Here is a 16,186-nt window from a genome sequence, read left to right as displayed (position 1 = left end):
TGTCCGCATCCTGAGCCACCGGGTCGGGTGACCCCACTGGGCCGGTCGGCGGCAGATCAGACCGGAAGGGCGAGCGCGTCGTGCTGCGCGGCCCGGGAAAGTCCCTCCAACTGCACGCCGAGCGCGTCGAGGAGCTGACTCCAGTCGAAGTAGGAGCGCCAGGCGGTGATCCGACCCTTGCGGGCCCGGACCACGTCGGCCACCTCCCAGCTCACCAGCCGGCCGGTGGGCGCGACGGTGCCGTACGGCGTATGCAGGGTGCCGGTGTGGGTGCCGGTCAGTCGCAGCTCGACGGCGGCGCCACCGCCGGTGCGGACCACGCCCATCGGGTCGACCCGCAGGTCTGGAAAGGCGCCGGTCCAGGTGCGCAGCAGCGCGGGCAGCTCGATCGGCCGGACCGTCACGCCCGGCATGGAGTAGAAAGCCTCCGGGGCGTAGAGATCCGGCAGCCGGGCCACGTCCCGACGCAGGAGCATGTCGTACTGCTGCTCGACCAGCCGCTCCGCGTCGCGCATCGGGACCTCCCCCACGGGCCACGGCATCTCCGCGCCCGCAAGGGATGTCTACCCATCGATCCGGCCCCGCACACCACCCCCGGTCAGGTCGTGGCGACCGCCTGGCTCTCCGACCAGACCCGCATGATGTCCCGCACGGAGATCACGCCGGCCACCTCCTGGCCGTCCAGCACCACCAGGTGCCGGAATCCGCCCCGGGCCATCGCGGCGGCGGCCTCGGCCACCGTCCACTCCGGCCCCGCGTAGACCACGTCCCAGGTCAGGTGGGCGCCGGTGCGTTCCACATCGCAGTCCAGGCCGGCGCCAATGGCCTTCAACACGTCACGTTCGGTCATGATCCCCACACCCTCAGAATCCGGGTCGATCACGACCGCCGACCCGACACCGCGGGCCGACATCATCCGGGCCGCCTGGCGGAGCGTGTGCTCCGGACCGACGACGAGGACCTGGCTGGACATCGCATCCCGTACCTGCATCACACATCACCCCTTTGGGACGGTGGCATTCGGTACGGACATGGTGCTCGGTGGATGTTTCCGGGACAAGAGCGGCATCGCACAAGCTGCGGACGCTGGCTACTGTCGGGTGGTGTCCACCGAGCCCCTGCGCTGCGCCGGCGCGCTGATCGTCGACCATGACGGCCGCATCTTCTTTCAGCGCCGCTCACCACACCGACGCCTGTTTCCCAACTGTTGGGACATCGTCGGCGGCCACGTGGAGCCGGGCGAGGACATCGACGAGGCAATGCGCCGGGAGATCACCGAGGAGACCGGCTGGGTCCTCTCCCACGTCCTGGGGCAGGTGGGCGAGTACAGCTACGTCGGCGACGACGGCCTGGCCCGGACCGAGTACGACTTCCTGGTCCGCGTCGACGGTGACCTCGACCGCCCGATGCTGGAGGCCGGCAAGCACACCGAGTACCGCTGGCTGGCCGAGCACGAGGTGACAGTGCTCGACGAGCACCGCGACGTCAACGACGGGCTGATCCGGCGGATTGCGGAGGAGGGCTTCGCCGTCCTGCGGTCGATCGGTCTGTGAACACCGTCGAACTGGCGCCCCACCGGATCGCCGGGCTGCTCGCGCCGGCCGTGGACCGGACCTTCCGCGCCGGAATCCTGGCCGGCCGGGACGGTGGTGGCGCCGAGTTGTCCCAGCGCTACGGCGGAATCACGGCGACCGGCTTCCTGGTCGACCTGCGCACCCGGCTGGCCGCACCCGGTGGCACTGTCGACGGGCCTGGGTTCGCGGCGATCACCCGCTACCAGGACCCGGTCGCCTGCCGGCGGACCGTGGACAAGCAGGTGGCCCACGGGATGATCTACCGCGGTCCGGACGGAGCCCTGTCCGCCACCGAGCGGGGCGCCGCCTTCCTCGCCGAGCTGTACCAGGTGCACGCCGAGGTCACCGAGGAGTTGTGGGCCGGCCACGACGACCGGGTGGCCCGGCTGGTGGCCATGCTCGGCCGACTGCTGTCGTACGCCCTGGTGCTGGCCGACGAGGAGCCGGACCCGGTCGCCTCGGCCTTCGCCGCGCTGGCACCCCCGTACGAGCCGGACGGCACCCCGTCGGGCGTTCTGCTGCTCAACCGGCTCAGCACGCTGCGACACCACCGGGCCGACGCGCACGCCGCCGCCTGGACCGCCGCCGGGCACACCGCGTCGAGCATCGCCGCCCTGCCAGCCGGTCCCGAGCGACTCGCCATCGAACTGGAGACCGACCGGCGGGCCGCCGGCCCGTACGCCGCACTCAGCGCGGAGGAGCGCCTGAGCATGCTCGCCGACCTGGCGGCATTGCCCGGCTGACCCGGTTGGCCGGAGCGGCGCACCCGGCCGGCGCTATCCTCCACCGGTGACGGGAGCAGGACTAGGGAGGATGTCGCGATGATCGGAATGGTGCTCGCGGCCGGAGCGGGACGACGGCTGCGCCCGTACACCGACACCCTGCCCAAGGCGTTGGTGCCGGTGGACGGCGAGACGACGATCCTGGACATCGCGCTGGGCAACCTCGCCGAGGTCGGGCTCACCGACATCGTGATCGTCGTCGGCTACGCGGCGGACGCGGTCCGCGAGCGGCAGGCCGACCTGGAGAAGCGGTACGGGGTCACGCTCACCCTGGTGCACAACGACAAGGCCGAGGAGTGGAACAACGCCTACTCGCTCTGGCTCGCCCGGGAGTACTTCGCGCGCGGGGTGCTGCTGGTCAACGGGGACACCGTGCACCCGGTGAGCGTGGAGAAGACCCTGCTCGCCGAGCGTGGCCCGGGGATCCTGCTGGCCGTGGACACCCTCAAGCCGCTGGCCGAGGAGGAGATGAAGACCACCTTCGACGCCGCCGGCCAGCTCACCCGGATCACCAAGATCATGGACCCGGGCGAGGCGTACGGGGAGTACATCGGCGCGACGCTGATCGAACCGCAGGTCGCCGACGCCCTCGCCGACGCGCTGGAGGCGACCTGGCGGCGGGACCCGAACCTCTACTACGAGGACGGCTACCAGGAGTTCTCCGACCGGGGCGGTGAGGTGCGGGCGGCGCCGATCGGTGACGTCCCGTGGGTCGAGGTCGACAACCACGCCGACCTGGCCCGCGCGCGGGAGATCGCGTGCCGCTACTAGCTCGGAGCGTCCTCACCCCGCTGCACATCGACGTGCGACGCGGGGCGGTCGCCGACCTGGGCGCGATCCTGGCCGACGGGCGGATCTCCTCCGGTGGCGACGTCGCGGTGGTGGTCGGCCCGGGTCAGGGTGCCCAGATCGCGGAGCTGATCCGACCGTCACTGCGCTCGGCGGACGTGTTCACCGTCTCCGGCGGGACGCTGGACGCCGCCGACGACCTGGGCGGCAAACTCCGCTCCCGGTCGTACGACGCGGTGGTCGGCATCGGTGGCGGCAAGACCATCGACGTGGCCAAGTACGCGGCGACCCGCCGAGGGCTGCCGATGGTGTCGGTGGCGACCAGCCTCGCCAACGACGGGATCGCCTCCCCGGTGGCCAGCCTGATCACCGACGGGATCAAGGGCTCCTACGGCGTCCACATCCCGATCGGGGTGATCGTCGACCTGGACTTCGTGGAGAGCGGCCCGGACCGGCACAACCGGGCCGGTATCGGCGACGTGATCAGCAACATCAGCGCGCTGGCCGACTGGGAGCTGTCCCGACAGGTACGCGGTGAGCCGGTCGACGGGCTGGCCGCCTCGCTCTCGCGGGCGGGCGCCGAAGCGGTGCTCAACCACCCCGGCGACATGAGCGACGACGCCTTCGTGATCGTCCTCGCCGAGGCGTTGATCTCCAGTGGCCTGGCGATGGCTGTCGACGGCACCAGCCGTCCGTGCAGCGGCGGCTGCCACGAGATCATGCACGCGGTCGACTCGCTCTTTCCGGGGACCGCCTCGCACGGCGAGCTGGCCGGGCTGGGTGCGCTGTTCTGCACCTGGCTGCGCGGAGATCTCCGCCGCTTCCGGGAGATGTCGGCCTGTCTCGCCCGGCACGGTCTGCCCCGGCTTCCCGCCGAGGTGGCGCTCACCGACGACCAGTTCATCGAGGCGGTGCAGTTCGCACCACGTACCCGGCCGGACCGGTACACCATCCTCGAACACCTGGCACTGTCGCCTACCGAGACCCGGGAGCGGCTGGCAGACTACGCCGGTGCAATCCGCGACCAGCTTGGCTGACCCCCGTCCCACCGTCGCCGACTTCCACCGGGTGAACCGGGGCGGCGGCCTGTTCAGCGAGTCGATCAGCCAGTGGCTGGGGGCCGTCTTCGCGCTCGTCGCCCAGCGGCTCGGGCTGCGACCGACCGCGTTGACCATCACCAACCTGGTGCTCGGGCTGGCCACCTCGGTCACCGTGGTGGCGCTCGCCGGGCCGGTCGCCGCCGGGGACGTACCGGCCTGGGTGGTCGGCCTGCTCGCCCTGGTCGGCTGGCAGGTGGCGTACTCCCTGGACTGCGCTGACGGGCAGCTGGCCCGGGTGACCGGCCAGGGCAGCGCGGCCGGCGCGCGCGTCGACGTGCTCTGCGACGTGGCCGCGCAGATCGCCCTGGTGGCAGCCCTGGCCGCCACCGCCGTGGCGCAGGAGCCGGGCACGCCGACCTGGCTCGTGGCGACCTTCGCGGGCACCTGGATGGTCAACCTGGTGACGTCGGTGATGCAGGCCGGCCCGAACGCGGCCAGCATGGTCACCTCGACCTCGTTGCCGGTGCGCCTGGTGAAGCTGGTCCGCGACTACGGCGCGGTGGTGTTCGTGGCCGCCGTGGTGCTCGCCGTGGCCCCCGCGCTGGTTCTCTGGGTGATGGTCGCCTTCACGATCGTCAACGGCGGCTTCCTGCTGGCGAGCATCGCCTTCTCGGCCCGCGCCTCCCTGCGCTGACCAGCCCCTCACCCCCGCGCGCCGCCCGTCCGCAAGATCCACGCGGGAGGGCCAAGATCGCGCTTGATCCAGGATGTAGTGGCCTCGGAGCAGCCGGATGGGACTACTTCCTGGATCGAGCGCGATCATGCCCGGCGGGCCGACGCGGGCGGGACCGGGTTCAGACGTGGTTGGGGGTTCGGGCCAGGCCCGCGTAGATGTCGATGAGCTGCTTGGTGACCACGTCGGGGTGGAAGATGCGCTCGTAGCGGGCGCGGGCGGCCAGGGTCAGCCCGGACGCACCGGCGCGGGCGACCGGCAGCGCGGCCGCGAGCGCGGCCGGCTCCGGGGCCACCACCCAACCGGCCTCGCCCAGACCGATCCCCGCCGGCATGGCTGATCCGCCAGCGCCCCCGGCGACCGCGGAGGCGATCTCGGCGGGCCCGGTGCCGGCGGGCTCGTGCGGGGCGTCGGCCCCGACCAGGTACGGAATGCCGCCCAACGCCGTACCGAGCACCGGCCGGCCGCTCGCCAACGCCTCGATGATCACGGTGGGCAGCACGTCGTGCCACATCGCGGCGACGATCACCACCGCGCTCGCCTCGACGGCGGCCTGCACGCCGGCCCGGTCGAGCTGACCGAGGTAGACCACGTCGGATCGCTCGGCGGCGGCTGCCTCCACGAGTGGGCGCAGCTCACCGTCACCGGCGATCCGCAGCGTGCCCAGCGCACCCACCGGGTGCCGACGCCAGGCGTCCAGCAGCAGGTCGACGCCCTTCTCCGGGGAGAGCCGGGCCATGTAGAGGAACCCGTCACCCAGCGGCACCGGCCGACCCGGATCGGGTACGGAGTTCGGCTTCACCACGATGCGTTCGTCCGGAATGCCGTAGTCGCGGAGGTGATCGGCGATCGCCGAGGTGAGCGCGATGTACCGATCCACCGAACGCCAGGTGCCCCGGTGCACGGCCAGGGTGGTCGCCATCAGCGCGCTCTGCACCGCCGAGTCGCGGTAGCAGCGGTGCTTGATCGCCGGCACACCCAACGCCCGACCCTTGCAGTCCTGACAGATCACGCCGTCTCGGAAGTAGATCCCCGACGAGCAGACCTGCCGGTAGTTGTGCACCGTCTGCACTACCGGCACACCGTGCCGGTGCGCGGTCCGCACCACCCAGGGCGAGATCAGGGGGTACGGGTTGTGCAGGTGCAGAACGTCCGGTCGGTGCTCGGTGAGCAGCCGGCTCAGATCGTGCTGGGCGCGCGGCGCCCAGATCGGCGAGATCGGCAACAGCGCCTTCGCCGCCTTCGACATCGACGGGATCTCGTCCGAACTGCGAATGAAGGGCAGCACCTCGACGCCAGCGGCGGTGAGCTGAGCGATCTCCGAGTCGACGATCGTGTTCTCACCGGAAGGCTGGGCTTCCCGGTACCGGTTGTGTGCCACCACGATTCTCACGGAGCTTGCCTTTCGTTCGCGATTGCGGGACTCGCAAGCTCATTCCTCACGCTCACGGGAAAGAAGGCTACCGTTGTGTCGTGCCCGAACTACCGGAGGTTGAGGCGCTCGCGGGTTACCTGCGTCAGCGCGCGGTGGGGCGGCGCGTCGATCGACTGGAGATCGCCGCGATCAGCGCCCTGAAGACGTACGAACCGGCGCCGACCGAGGTCGCCGGCCGGGCGGTGATCGACGCCGGTCGGCACGGCAAGTTCCTCGACGTCCTCTTCGAGGGCGGCCTGCACCTGGTGGTGCATCTGGCGCGAGCAGGCTGGCTGCACTACCGGGAGGCCTTCCCCTCCACCACCCCGCTACGTCCGGGCAAGGGCCCGATCGCGGTGCGGGTACGCCTGGATGACGGGTCCGGCTTCGACCTCACCGAGGCCGGCACCCAGAAGAAGCTGGCCGCATACCTGGTCACCGACCCGGCGGAGGTCCCCGGGGTGGCCAAGCTGGGCCCGGACGCGCTCGCCGCGGATCTGCCCCTCTTCGCCGAGCGGCTGCGGAGCAGGCGGGGGCAGGTCAAGGGGGTGCTGACCGACCAGTCGGTGCTGTCCGGCGTGGGCAACGCGTACTCCGATGAGATCCTGCACGCCGCGAAGCTGTCCCCGTTCGCGATCACCGATCGGCTCACCGACGCCCAGATCGCCACCCTGCACGCCGCCACCCGACAGGTCCTCGGCGACGCGGTCGAGCGGTCCCTCGGCCAGCGGGCCGCGGAGCTGAAGGGCGAGAAGCGCTCCGGGCTGAAGGTGCACGCGCGCACCGGGCTGCCCTGCCCGGTATGCGGGGACACTGTGCGCGAGGTGTCGTTCGCCGACTCCAGCCTCCAGTACTGCCCCACCTGCCAGACCGGCGGCAAGCCGCTCGCTGACCGTCGGTTGTCTCGCCTCGTACGGTGAGTAATTGCACTTCAGGACTACGTAGCGGATTCGTCCTCCCTGAGCGGAAGCTCCGGTCCGCCCTTCTCGCCACGCGCGCATCCATCGGTATAGTGGCCCGGTCCCCGGCTTCTGAAATGGTGCGGAGCCGGCCAGATCCCGCCAGCACCGTCGGTCGCCAATCTCCTTCGGGGCGACGATCGGTCGGAGGCCGCGTGGGAGACTGGGACGGTGGGCGACCCGGGCCTTCACGCCGAGTGAGCGGCCCGTGTCATGCGGGAGGACATGGGTGAGGTGACGGCAAGCCTCCAGCGCCCGGTAACCAACGAAGGCCGGAGCAGACTCGTGCGGCACGTCGACAGCTTCGAGATCCAGCCGCCGACGCCGCCGTCCCACAACGGCGTACCCCGGTCGGCATGGACCAGGGCGCGACGCCGTGTCTCCCGCTGGCACCGCCCCTACATCGCGATCCTGCTGCTGCTCGACTTCGGCGCGGCGGCGTTCGCCAGCTGGATCGCGATCCAGCTCTTCGACCAGGCTGCCTCCGGGTTCTCCGGCACCCAACAGGACCCGACGTGGTTCCACACCGTCTCCTACCTGCTGCTCCCGCTCGGCTGGGTGATCATCCTCTGGAGCAACCGCGCGTACGACCGGCGCTATCTGGGGCTCGGCCCGGACGAGTTCAAGCGGGTGATCCGTGCCTCGGTGACCGTGGCCGCGAGTGTCTCGTTCCTCGCCTTCTCCACGGTGACCCAGCTCTCCCGGTTCACCGTGGGCACGGCGCTGGTCGGGGCGACGCTGCTGATCCTCTGGGGTCGTTTTGTGGCGCGCTGGGCGTTGCACTACATCCGGCGGCGGGCCGGCCAGGCCGCGCACCGGATGGTGCTGGTCGGCACCCTGCCCGAGTGCCTGGAGGTCTACGCGGCGGTCACCCGCAGCCCGGCCGCCGGGCTGATGCCCGTCGCCATCCACATCACCGACGGGTACGCGGCTGCCCGGGGCATGCCGACCCCGGTTCCGGTGTACGCCGGACGCGACGTCCTGGCCCTGGTCCGTGAGGTCGGTGGGGACACCATCGCCGTCTGCGGGTCGGCCAGCGCGGAGCCGGGCGAGTTGCGCCGGCTGGCCTGGCAACTGGAGGGCTCCGGCGTCGACCTGGTGGTCGCGCCACAGCTCACCGACATCGCCGGCCCCCGGGTGCACATCCGGCCGATCGAGGGTCTGCCGCTGCTGCACGTCGAGGAGCCGACCCTCTCCGGGCCGGCGCTGCTGGCCAAGAACCTGATGGACCGGGTCGCCGCCGGCCTCGGCCTGCTGCTGCTGATCCCGCTCTTCCTGGCCATCGCCGTGGCGATCCGGATCTCCGACCCCGGGCCGGTCTTCTTCCGCCAGCCCCGGGTGGGGCATGAGGGGCGCACGTTCCGGGTGTGGAAGTTCCGCACCATGTACGTCAACGCCGAGGACCGGCTGGCCAGCCTGGTCGATCGGAACGAGACCGACGGCATGCTGTTCAAGATGAAGGAGGACCCTCGGGTCTTCCCGGTGGGTCGCTTCCTGCGGGCCACGTCGCTGGACGAGCTGCCGCAGCTGATCAACGTGCTCTGGGGCGAGATGTCGCTGGTCGGGCCGCGTCCGCTCCCGGCCGACGACGGTGACTTCCTGGGTGACGTGCGGCGCCGACTGCTCGTCCGCCCCGGCATGACCGGGCTGTGGCAGGTCTCCGGCCGCTCCGACCTGTCCTGGGACGAGTCGGTCCGACTGGACCTCTACTACGTCGACAACTGGTCGCTCGCGTACGACCTGAGCATCCTGTGGCGCACCGTCGGGGTGGTGCTCGCCCGCAAGGGCGCGTACTAGAGGGTTGGCGCGCCGGCTCGCAGGGGCGAGGATCGCTGCGTGGCTGCCAACCTCTCCGCCGTGGTCGGCGTCGTCTCACTTGTCACCGCGCTGACCGCAGCCCTGCTGGCGGTGCTGCGACTGCGAGCCCGCCGTGGCATCGCCACCGCCACCCAGCGGGCCACCTACGAGGTGCTGCACACCGCCGGCCTGGCCGCCGAGCCGCTGCGAGCGGGGTTGAGCGAGGCGGGCGCGGCGAAGGCCGTACGGCATCTGCGGGCGCTGGTGGGCGCGGTCGGGCTGGCGCTCACCGACGCCGACCGGCTGCTGGCCCTGGACGGGCGCGGCACGCACCATGGAGAGCAACTGCTCGCGGCGGCCCGGCGAACGGTGGACAGCGGCCGCTCGACAGTGCTGGGTGAGCAGGAACTGCACTGCGACCGGGTCGACTGCCCGGTCCGCGGGGCGGTGGTCGCACCGTTGCTGGGGGCGGACGGCCGGGTGGTGGGCGCGCTGGTGGCGGTCGCCGACAGCCCGCCGCCTCCGGGGTTGGTGCAGGCCACCCTGGAGACGGCGCACTGGGCCGGCAACCAGCTCGCCCTGGCCGAGCTGGACTCGTCGCGGGAGCGGCTGGCCCGCGCCGAGATCCGGGCGTTGCGGGCGCAGATCAGCCCGCACTTCATCTACAACGCGCTGACCGCGATCGGCTCGTTCGTACGCACCGACCCGGAGCGGGCCCGAGAGCTGATCCTGGAGTTCGCGGAGTTCACCCGGTACTCGTTCCGGGCGCACGGGGAGTTCACCACGCTGGCCGAGGAGCTGCGGTCGATCGACCGCTACCTGACCATCGAGCGGGCCCGGTTCGGCGACCGGTTGCAGGTGCGGTTGCAGATCGCCCCGGAGGTCCTGCCGGTGACGCTGCCGTTCCTCTGCCTCCAGCCGCTGGTGGAGAACGCGGTTCGCCACGGGTTGTCCCGCAAGCCGGGCACGGGCATGGTGAGCATCGAGGCCCGGGACGCGGGAGCCGAATGCCACATCACGGTGGAGGACGACGGAGTGGGAATGGATCCGACCACGCTGACCGCCGGCATCGCCGAGCTGGCCCGCGGCACCGGCGACCCGGGCGACGACACGGGCCAGCACGTCGGCCTCTCCAACGTCGACGAGCGGTTGCGCTCGGTCTTCGGGGACCGGTTCGGCCTGGTCGTGGAGACCGGGTTGGGCTCGGGCACGAAGGTGAGCATGCGGGTGCCGAAGTTCCACCCCGGCGTGCGGGCAGGGTCGTGAGCGAGCGAACCGGGACGGGTGCGGTGAACGCGTCCGGTTTCCTGCGCGTCCTCGCGGTGGACGACGAGCCGCCCGCGCTCGACGAGCTGGCGTACCACCTGCGGGCCGACCCCCGGGTGGCCCGGCTGCACACGGCCGGCGATGCCACCGAGGCGCTGCGGCTGCTGCGCGACGGCGACGTGGACGTGGTCTTCCTGGACATCCGGATGCCTGGCCTGGACGGCATGGAGCTGGCCCGGGTGTTGCGCCGCTTCGCCCGGCCACCGGCGATCGTGTTCGTCACCGCGTACGACGACGGCGCGGTGGACGCCTTCGATCTGGGCGCCACCGACTACGTGCGGAAACCGGTGCGCGCCGATCGGCTGGCCGAGTCGCTGCGCCGGGTGATCGGCTCGCGGGTGGTGCCGTCGCACCCGGCGGCGCTGGCCCGCGCGGAGGAGGACCCGACCATCCCCATCGAGTTGGCCGGCACCACCCGGATGCTGCCCCGGTCGGCGGTGCGCTGGGTGGAGGCGCAGGGTGACTACGCCCGGTTGCACACCGCGGAGGGGTCGCACCTGGTGCGGGTCTCGCTGGCCACGCTGGCGGAACGCTGGGCGGATGCCGGCTTCGTCCGGGTGCACCGGTCGTACCTGGTGCAGTTGAAGTTGATCGCGGAGCTGCGGCTGGTCAACTCCGGCTACGTGGTGGTGATCGACTCGACCGAGCTGCCGGTGAGCCGGCGGCACACCCGGGAGTTGAAGGACAAGCTGGTCAGGGCCGCGAAGCAGGATTGGAGTCGCTGAGCCAGGAATGGAAGCAGCCCTACCGTACGTTGTACGCTAGTCCGTACGACTTCCGGGAGGCCTGCCGTGACCGAGACCCCGTTCGACGCCGAATCCGAGTTCGACAGCCAACTCGACCGACTGGTGCAGCTCGGCTACCCCGCCCTCGCCGGGCTGACCGAGAGCGCCTTCCGCGACCTGGTCGTGCCACTGCGGGCCAGGGCGGCCGAGGGCAGCGCCGGGCTGCCCGCCCCCACCGACGCCCGGGTGCCGTTCCTGCTGATCATCACCCGGGACCTGATCGGTGTGCCGGAACGGGTGGAGCTGACCACCCTGGCCGGCAAGCGCAAGCCCGGCGTCATCGACCGGAACTACGCCGAGGACGACCTGCCCCGCTTCGACCCGATCAAGGAGCTGGAGGTGCCGGCCGGTCCGGCGTACCTGCTCTTCGACGTCGACCGGGGCGAGGAGTACCGCAACCTGGCACCCGCCACGGCCATGGAGGGGATCACCGCCCAGGGTCGACTGCCGCTCAGCATCGACGAGGGGCTCGCCTTCATCACACTGCACCCGGCCGCGTTGGCGAGCAACCGGTGCTTCTCGCTGGTCGGCTCCCGCTGCGGGGACAAGCGGGTGCCGGCGCTCTGGATCAGCCAGGGCGCACCCAAGCTGGGCTGGTGCTGGTACGGCAACCCGCACACCTGGCTCGGCTCCGCCTCGGCCCGACCGGAGCGCGTCGGCCTGGAGTGACCGTCGGACGCCGAGGGTCGCTGACAGTCGGGCCGTCCCACCGGCCCGGACGGCCCGACTTTCAGCACCTCGAGTGGATCAAGCCCGGCGGGTCAGAAGATGTCGGCCAACGGCAGGGCGAGGGGGAACGGCTGCTCGGTGCGGTAGACCTCGCCGACCGCCAGAACGGCCTGCTCGCGGTAACCGCCCGCGCCACTCACCAGCACGGTCAGGGTCTGCTTGCGGGGCTCCACCAGCCAGTAGAGCGGGATGCCGACGGCCGCGTACTCGTGGCGTTTGAGCACCAGATCACGGCCGGCGTTGCTCGGCGAGATCACCTCGACGACGAGGAGCACGTTGGCCGGGTCGAGCGCGGCACCGCCGCTGTCCAGTGCGCTCTCACTGGCGACGAAGAGATCAGGCACGAAGTACGACGAGCGTTTCGCGCTGACCCCGATGTCCTGACCAACGAGCACACCGGTGGGGGCCTGCCGGTCGAGGATCCGGCGGAGGCGATTGGCGACCGCGCCGTGGAAGACGTCCGCATGGGGGGACACGAGCAGGCTCCCGTCGAAGATCTCGTAGACCTGGTCGTCCTCGGGGAGGCTCTGGAGGTCGTCCACCGTCCAGGCATCACCCCAGCCGGGCCGGGCAGGGTTGGTCACCGTCACACCTCCTCTCTACCGGACCACCCTGACAGCTCAGTCGGTTGTCCACAACGAGCCTCCGGAGTTCCCACACGCCAGCCGGCATGATCCCCGAGTTATCCACAGCCGCGACCGGTTCTCCACAGGTTATTCACAACGCAAACCACTGATCTCCACGGCCGCTCCCTACAGTCAGGACCCATGAACGCACGCCGGGTACTGGTGGTCGAGGACGAACGGACCATCGCCGAGTCCATCGCCGCCCGCCTACGGGCCGAGGGTTTCACTGTGGAGATCGCGGCGGACGGGCCCAGCGCGGTCGCCCAGTTCCACGCCGGACAGCCGGATCTCGTCGTCCTCGACGTGATGCTGCCGGGCTTCGACGGCCTTGAGGTGTGCCGCCGGATCCAGGCCGACCGGCCGGTGCCGGTGCTGATGCTCACCGCCCGTGACGACGAGACCGACCTGCTCGTGGGGCTGGCGGTCGGCGCGGACGACTACCTCACCAAGCCGTTCTCGATGCGGGAACTCACCGCCCGGGTGCATGTCCTGCTGCGTCGGATGGAGCGGGCCGCCGCCACTCCCGCACCGCCCGCCATCCGCCTCGGCGACATCGAGATCAACGAGGCCGAGCGACGGGTCCGCCGGGCCGGCGCGGACGTGCACCTCACCCCGACCGAGTTCGACCTGCTGGTCCACCTCGCGGGGCGGCCCCGCACTGTGCTCCCCCGGGAACGTCTGCTCGCCGAGGTCTGGGGATGGGGCGACGGGAGCGGCACCCGCACCGTGGACAGCCACATCAAGGCTCTGCGCCGCAAGCTGGGTGCCGACCTCATCCGCACTGTGCACGGGGTCGGCTACGCCCTGGAGCTGCCGTCATGACGGCGACAGTGCTCACCCGGCTGGACCGGGTGCTGGAGCTACTGCCCCGACCGCTGGACCCGGTGCGCTCGATCAAGCTGAAGCTGGGTGTGCTGCTGGTCGCCTCCGGTGCGGCCGGCCTGGCCTACTTCTCGTACGGCATCGGCTGGCCGCCGCCGGTCACCTCGGCCACCGCCATCGCCGTCGCCCTGCTCACCTCGCAGGTGCTCGCCCACGGCATGACCTCGCCGTTGCGGGACATGACGGCGGCCGCCGGTGCGATGGCCCGCGGCGACTACACACGTCGGGTACGGGCCACCTCCCGGGACGAGGTCGGCGAGCTGGCCCAGGCGTTCAACAAGATGGCCGAGGATCTGCACGCCGCCGACCAGCGTCGACGCGAGCTGATCGCCAACGTCTCGCACGAGCTGCGTACCCCGATCACCGCGTTGCAGGGCGTGCTGGAGAACATGGTGGACGGGGTCGCCGACCCCGAACCCGCGGCGCTGCGTTCGGCGTTGGCCCAGACCGAACGGCTCGGGCACCTCGTCGCCGACCTGCTCGACCTGTCCCGACTCGACGCCGGGGTGGTGCCGCTGCGGCGCGTACGCATGGACGTGGGGGACTTCCTCGACGAGGCGGTGGAGCACGCCACGGCCAGCGCGTCCGGCGCCGGTCTGGACGTGCGCTTCCAGCTCCGAGACCTGCCGACACCGCTGACGGTCCACGCGGACCCGTGGCGGCTGCACCAGGTCTTCGCGAACCTCCTCGACAACGCGGCCCGACACAGCCCACCGGGCGGCACGGTACGGGTGTGCGCCGAGGAACACGGCGACCAGCTCCGCTTCGAGGTGAGCGACGAGGGCCAGGGCATTCCGCCGGCCGAGCGTTCCCGGGTGTTCGAGCGGTTCACCCGCGGCGACCGGTCGGCCGGCGGCGGGACCGGGCTCGGCCTGGCCATCGCCCGGTGGGTCGTCGAACTACACGGCGGTCGGATCGGTGTCCTCGATCCCGCCGGACCAGACCGGGGTGACCGGCCCGGCTGCCGCATTCAGGTCACCATCCCGTGCGACGGGCCATACCGAGAAGAGGCCGCATGACCAGCCCCGGCAGCACCCCCCTCCCGGCCACCGGGCCGACCGGGCCGGCGCAGGTCGCCCCGACCGCCAGGCCCGGCCCGGCCGCACCGCCTGCGGCCGGTCGGCCCCCGGCAGCTCCGGCCGCACCGATCCTGCCCCGGCCACCATCGATGATCGCGCGGCGCTGGCCGGGGCCGTCCGGCAATGCCGTTCCGACGGTGCTGGTGGCGTCGACGGCGGCGGCCGTCGTCGGCGCCTCGGCGCTCACGATGGTTCGTCCGAGCCTCGGCTGGCTGGTCGCCGCGTTGGCCGCCACGGCCGCCCTCAGCACCGCCGCGGTCGTCAGGTCCGGGACGTCCTCCCCGGTTGCGGGCCGCACCGCGCCGACCGAGCCCGGCACCGCAACCGGCGCCGAACCCGCCCGTCCCGGTGCCACGGGGGCACCGGGGCGGGTGGCGCAGGCCGCCTGGGCTGCCGCGACGGTCGCGTTGATCGCCGTCGGCACGTTCCGGGCCGCCGGTTGGCTCTTCGCGCTCTGCCTGATCGCAGCGGTGGGGACCGCGACGCTCGCGGTAACCGGCGGGCGAAGCCCATTCGGAATGCTGGTCGCCATGACCCTGCCACCGGCTGCGACGGTACGGGCGCTCCCGTGGGCGGTACGCGGAGTGCGCACCAACCGGTCGGCGGGGGCGGGGATCGGGTTCGGACGCATCGTGACCAGCCTGACGGTGTCCGCCGTCCTGCTGACGCTGTTCGGGCTGCTCTTCTCCTCCGCCGACGCGGTCTTCGCCAACCTGGTCGGCGGTCTGCTGCCCGACATCGCGCCGGCCGGTGTGATCGGCTGGTTGCTGCGGCTGATCCTGATCGGCGGTGGTCTGCTCGGTGGCGCGTACCTGGTCACCCGCCCACCCGACCTGGAGGGCCTGCGACCGGCGTCGTCACGGCCGGCCCACCGGCTGGAGTGGACCCTCCCGCTGGTGTTGCTCGACGCTCTGTTCGCCGCGTTCGTGCTGGTCCAGCTGACGGTCTTGTTCGGCGGGGCGGGGCACGTGCTGCGTACGGCCGGGCTCACCTACGCCCAGTACGCCCGTGGCGGGTTCTGGCAACTGCTCGCCGTCACCGCGCTCACCCTGCTGGTGATCGCGATCGCCGCCCGACGGGCGCCGAAGGCCACCCGGGGAGACCGGCTGCTGGTCCGCGGACTGCTCGGCACGCTCACAGTGCTCAGTCTGGTGATCGTCGCCTCGGCGCTCTACCGGATGCAGGTCTACGCCGACGCGTACGGTGCCACCCGGCTGCGGCTCGTCGTGTCGACAATCGAGATCTGGCTCGGGCTGCTCTTCGTCCTGGTCGGGGTGGCCGTGGCGCGGTTGCGGGCGGAATGGCTCCCCCGGCTGGTGGTCGGCACCGCGGTGCTGGCGCTGCTCGGGTTGGCCCTTCTCAACCCGGATCGCCTGATCGCCGAGCGGAACGTCGACCGGTACCTGGAGACCGGCCGGTTGGACGTCAGCTACCTGTCCGGTCTGTCGGCCGACGCCGTACCGGCCCTGGATCGGCTGCCCGAGCCGATGCGCTCCTGCGCGCTGGGGCAGATCGCCGCCGAGCTGCCCCGGGACGGCTTCTGGGAGGCGAACGTCGGCAGGGAACGCGCCCGGCGGGTTCTCGACACGACCCCGGTGAGCGCCAGCGTGACCCACTGCCTCGGGTTGCAACGCTGGTGAGCATGAACGCTTGACAATCGCGTACGGCGGG

Annotated in this window: 17 protein-coding genes; 13 read left to right on the top strand and 4 right to left on the bottom strand. The window is 71.7% G+C overall.

What is annotated here, in order from left to right; genetic code table 11:
- Window positions 1–56 precede the first annotated feature (56 nt).
- Window positions 57–515: a nuclear transport factor 2 family protein gene (locus tag GA0070561_RS07555; RefSeq protein ID WP_091397569.1), complete on the bottom strand. Its 459-nt coding sequence runs from the start codon at window positions 513–515 to the stop codon at window positions 57–59.
- Window positions 516–598: 83 nt separating this feature from the next.
- Window positions 599–991, bottom strand: coding sequence for a CBS domain-containing protein (locus GA0070561_RS07550; RefSeq protein ID WP_091396882.1), 393 nt, complete (start codon window positions 989–991; stop codon window positions 599–601).
- Between the two features lie 112 nt (window positions 992–1,103).
- On the opposite strand from GA0070561_RS07550, the gene GA0070561_RS07545 reads away from it, so the two are divergent.
- The 5 genes from GA0070561_RS07545 to GA0070561_RS07525 all read left to right on the top strand — a co-directional run bounded on the left by GA0070561_RS07545 (window position 1,104) and on the right by GA0070561_RS07525 (window position 4,879).
- Window positions 1,104–1,553 (top strand): NUDIX hydrolase, encoded by a 450-nt coding sequence (locus GA0070561_RS07545; RefSeq protein ID WP_181539502.1) that lies wholly within the window; start codon window positions 1,104–1,106, stop codon window positions 1,551–1,553.
- Window positions 1,550–2,317: a hypothetical protein gene (locus tag GA0070561_RS07540; RefSeq protein ID WP_091396877.1), complete on the top strand. Its 768-nt coding sequence runs from the start codon at window positions 1,550–1,552 to the stop codon at window positions 2,315–2,317. The genes GA0070561_RS07545 and GA0070561_RS07540 overlap by 4 nt, the downstream gene beginning before the upstream one ends.
- Window positions 2,318–2,395: 78 nt before the next feature.
- A complete protein-coding gene (locus tag GA0070561_RS07535; RefSeq protein ID WP_091396874.1) occupies window positions 2,396–3,127 on the top strand; it encodes a phosphocholine cytidylyltransferase family protein in 732 nt (243 codons plus the stop codon).
- On the top strand, window positions 3,115–4,182 hold the full coding sequence (locus GA0070561_RS07530) for an iron-containing alcohol dehydrogenase family protein (RefSeq protein WP_091396869.1): 1,068 nt from the start codon (window positions 3,115–3,117) through the stop codon (window positions 4,180–4,182). The genes GA0070561_RS07535 and GA0070561_RS07530 overlap by 13 nt, the downstream gene beginning before the upstream one ends.
- The gene (locus GA0070561_RS07525; protein ID WP_091396866.1) at window positions 4,157–4,879 is read left to right on the top strand and encodes a CDP-alcohol phosphatidyltransferase family protein; all 723 of its coding nucleotides are present in this window, start codon (window positions 4,157–4,159) and stop codon (window positions 4,877–4,879) included. Before GA0070561_RS07530 ends, GA0070561_RS07525 begins: the two co-directional genes overlap by 26 nt.
- Before the next feature lie 160 nt (window positions 4,880–5,039).
- Here the strand turns inward: GA0070561_RS07525 and GA0070561_RS07520 are convergent, their stop codons facing one another.
- Complete coding sequence (locus tag GA0070561_RS07520) at window positions 5,040–6,311, bottom strand: glycosyltransferase (protein WP_091396863.1); 1,272 nt, start codon at window positions 6,309–6,311, stop codon at window positions 5,040–5,042.
- Between the two features lie 80 nt (window positions 6,312–6,391).
- On the opposite strand from GA0070561_RS07520, the gene GA0070561_RS07515 reads away from it, so the two are divergent.
- The 5 genes from GA0070561_RS07515 (at window position 6,392) to GA0070561_RS07495 (ending at window position 11,868) form a co-directional block, all read left to right on the top strand.
- On the top strand, window positions 6,392–7,252 hold the full coding sequence (locus GA0070561_RS07515) for an Fpg/Nei family DNA glycosylase (protein ID WP_091396860.1): 861 nt from the start codon (window positions 6,392–6,394) through the stop codon (window positions 7,250–7,252).
- 264 nt (window positions 7,253–7,516) lie between these two features.
- Entirely contained in the window at window positions 7,517–9,088 is a 1,572-nt protein-coding gene (locus GA0070561_RS07510) for a sugar transferase (RefSeq protein WP_167362353.1), read from the top strand.
- A gap of 39 nt (window positions 9,089–9,127) precedes the next feature.
- Window positions 9,128–10,354 (top strand): sensor histidine kinase, encoded by a 1,227-nt coding sequence (locus tag GA0070561_RS07505; RefSeq protein WP_091396854.1) that lies wholly within the window; start codon window positions 9,128–9,130, stop codon window positions 10,352–10,354.
- A 23-nt stretch (window positions 10,355–10,377) separates the two neighbouring features.
- Window positions 10,378–11,139: a LytR/AlgR family response regulator transcription factor gene (locus GA0070561_RS07500; RefSeq protein ID WP_088950711.1), complete on the top strand. Its 762-nt coding sequence runs from the start codon at window positions 10,378–10,380 to the stop codon at window positions 11,137–11,139.
- Between the two features lie 66 nt (window positions 11,140–11,205).
- Window positions 11,206–11,868, top strand: coding sequence for a DUF5701 family protein (locus tag GA0070561_RS07495; protein WP_091396851.1), 663 nt, complete (start codon window positions 11,206–11,208; stop codon window positions 11,866–11,868).
- 92 nt (window positions 11,869–11,960) lie between these two features.
- Here the strand turns inward: GA0070561_RS07495 and GA0070561_RS07490 are convergent, their stop codons facing one another.
- Window positions 11,961–12,512: a Uma2 family endonuclease gene (locus GA0070561_RS07490; protein ID WP_167362343.1), complete on the bottom strand. Its 552-nt coding sequence runs from the start codon at window positions 12,510–12,512 to the stop codon at window positions 11,961–11,963.
- 183 nt (window positions 12,513–12,695) lie between these two features.
- On the opposite strand from GA0070561_RS07490, the gene GA0070561_RS07485 reads away from it, so the two are divergent.
- Genes GA0070561_RS07485 through GA0070561_RS07475 form a run of 3 tightly spaced genes read left to right on the top strand, consistent with a single transcriptional unit; the run spans window position 12,696 to window position 16,155 of the window.
- Window positions 12,696–13,376: a response regulator transcription factor gene (locus tag GA0070561_RS07485; RefSeq protein ID WP_091396845.1), complete on the top strand. Its 681-nt coding sequence runs from the start codon at window positions 12,696–12,698 to the stop codon at window positions 13,374–13,376.
- Window positions 13,373–14,455 carry a sensor histidine kinase gene (locus GA0070561_RS07480; RefSeq protein ID WP_091396842.1) on the top strand — a complete coding sequence of 361 codons (1,083 nt, stop codon included), beginning with the start codon at window positions 13,373–13,375 and terminating at the stop codon, window positions 14,453–14,455. Before GA0070561_RS07485 ends, GA0070561_RS07480 begins: the two co-directional genes overlap by 4 nt.
- Window positions 14,452–16,155, top strand: a complete 1,704-nt coding sequence (locus tag GA0070561_RS07475; protein WP_091396838.1) for a DUF4153 domain-containing protein — start codon at window positions 14,452–14,454, stop codon at window positions 16,153–16,155. The genes GA0070561_RS07480 and GA0070561_RS07475 overlap by 4 nt, the downstream gene beginning before the upstream one ends.
- Window positions 16,156–16,186: the final 31 nt, after the last annotated feature.

Origin of the sequence: Micromonospora saelicesensis (genome assembly GCF_900091575.1) — a bacterium.
Lineage (GTDB): Bacteria > Actinomycetota > Actinomycetes > Mycobacteriales > Micromonosporaceae > Micromonospora > Micromonospora saelicesensis.
The sequence above is the reverse complement of the archived record's forward strand: the minus strand, read 5'-3'. Positions and strand labels throughout refer to the sequence as shown.

Excerpts from the sequence above, each read along its gene's own strand:
- GA0070561_RS07555 (WP_091397569.1), bottom strand. The coding sequence starts at position 515 with ATGCGCGACGCGGAGCGGCTGGTCGAGCAGCAGTACGACATGCTCCTG.
- GA0070561_RS07485 (WP_091396845.1), top strand. The coding sequence starts at position 12,696 with ATGAACGCACGCCGGGTACTGGTGGTCGAGGACGAACGGACCATCGCC.
- GA0070561_RS07480 (WP_091396842.1), top strand. The coding sequence starts at position 13,373 with ATGACGGCGACAGTGCTCACCCGGCTGGACCGGGTGCTGGAGCTACTG.
- GA0070561_RS07475 (WP_091396838.1), top strand. The coding sequence starts at position 14,452 with ATGACCAGCCCCGGCAGCACCCCCCTCCCGGCCACCGGGCCGACCGGG.
- GA0070561_RS07535 (WP_091396874.1), top strand. The coding sequence starts at position 2,396 with ATGATCGGAATGGTGCTCGCGGCCGGAGCGGGACGACGGCTGCGCCCG.
- GA0070561_RS07510 (WP_167362353.1), top strand. The coding sequence starts at position 7,517 with ATGGGTGAGGTGACGGCAAGCCTCCAGCGCCCGGTAACCAACGAAGGC.
- GA0070561_RS07550 (WP_091396882.1), bottom strand. The coding sequence starts at position 991 with ATGCAGGTACGGGATGCGATGTCCAGCCAGGTCCTCGTCGTCGGTCCG.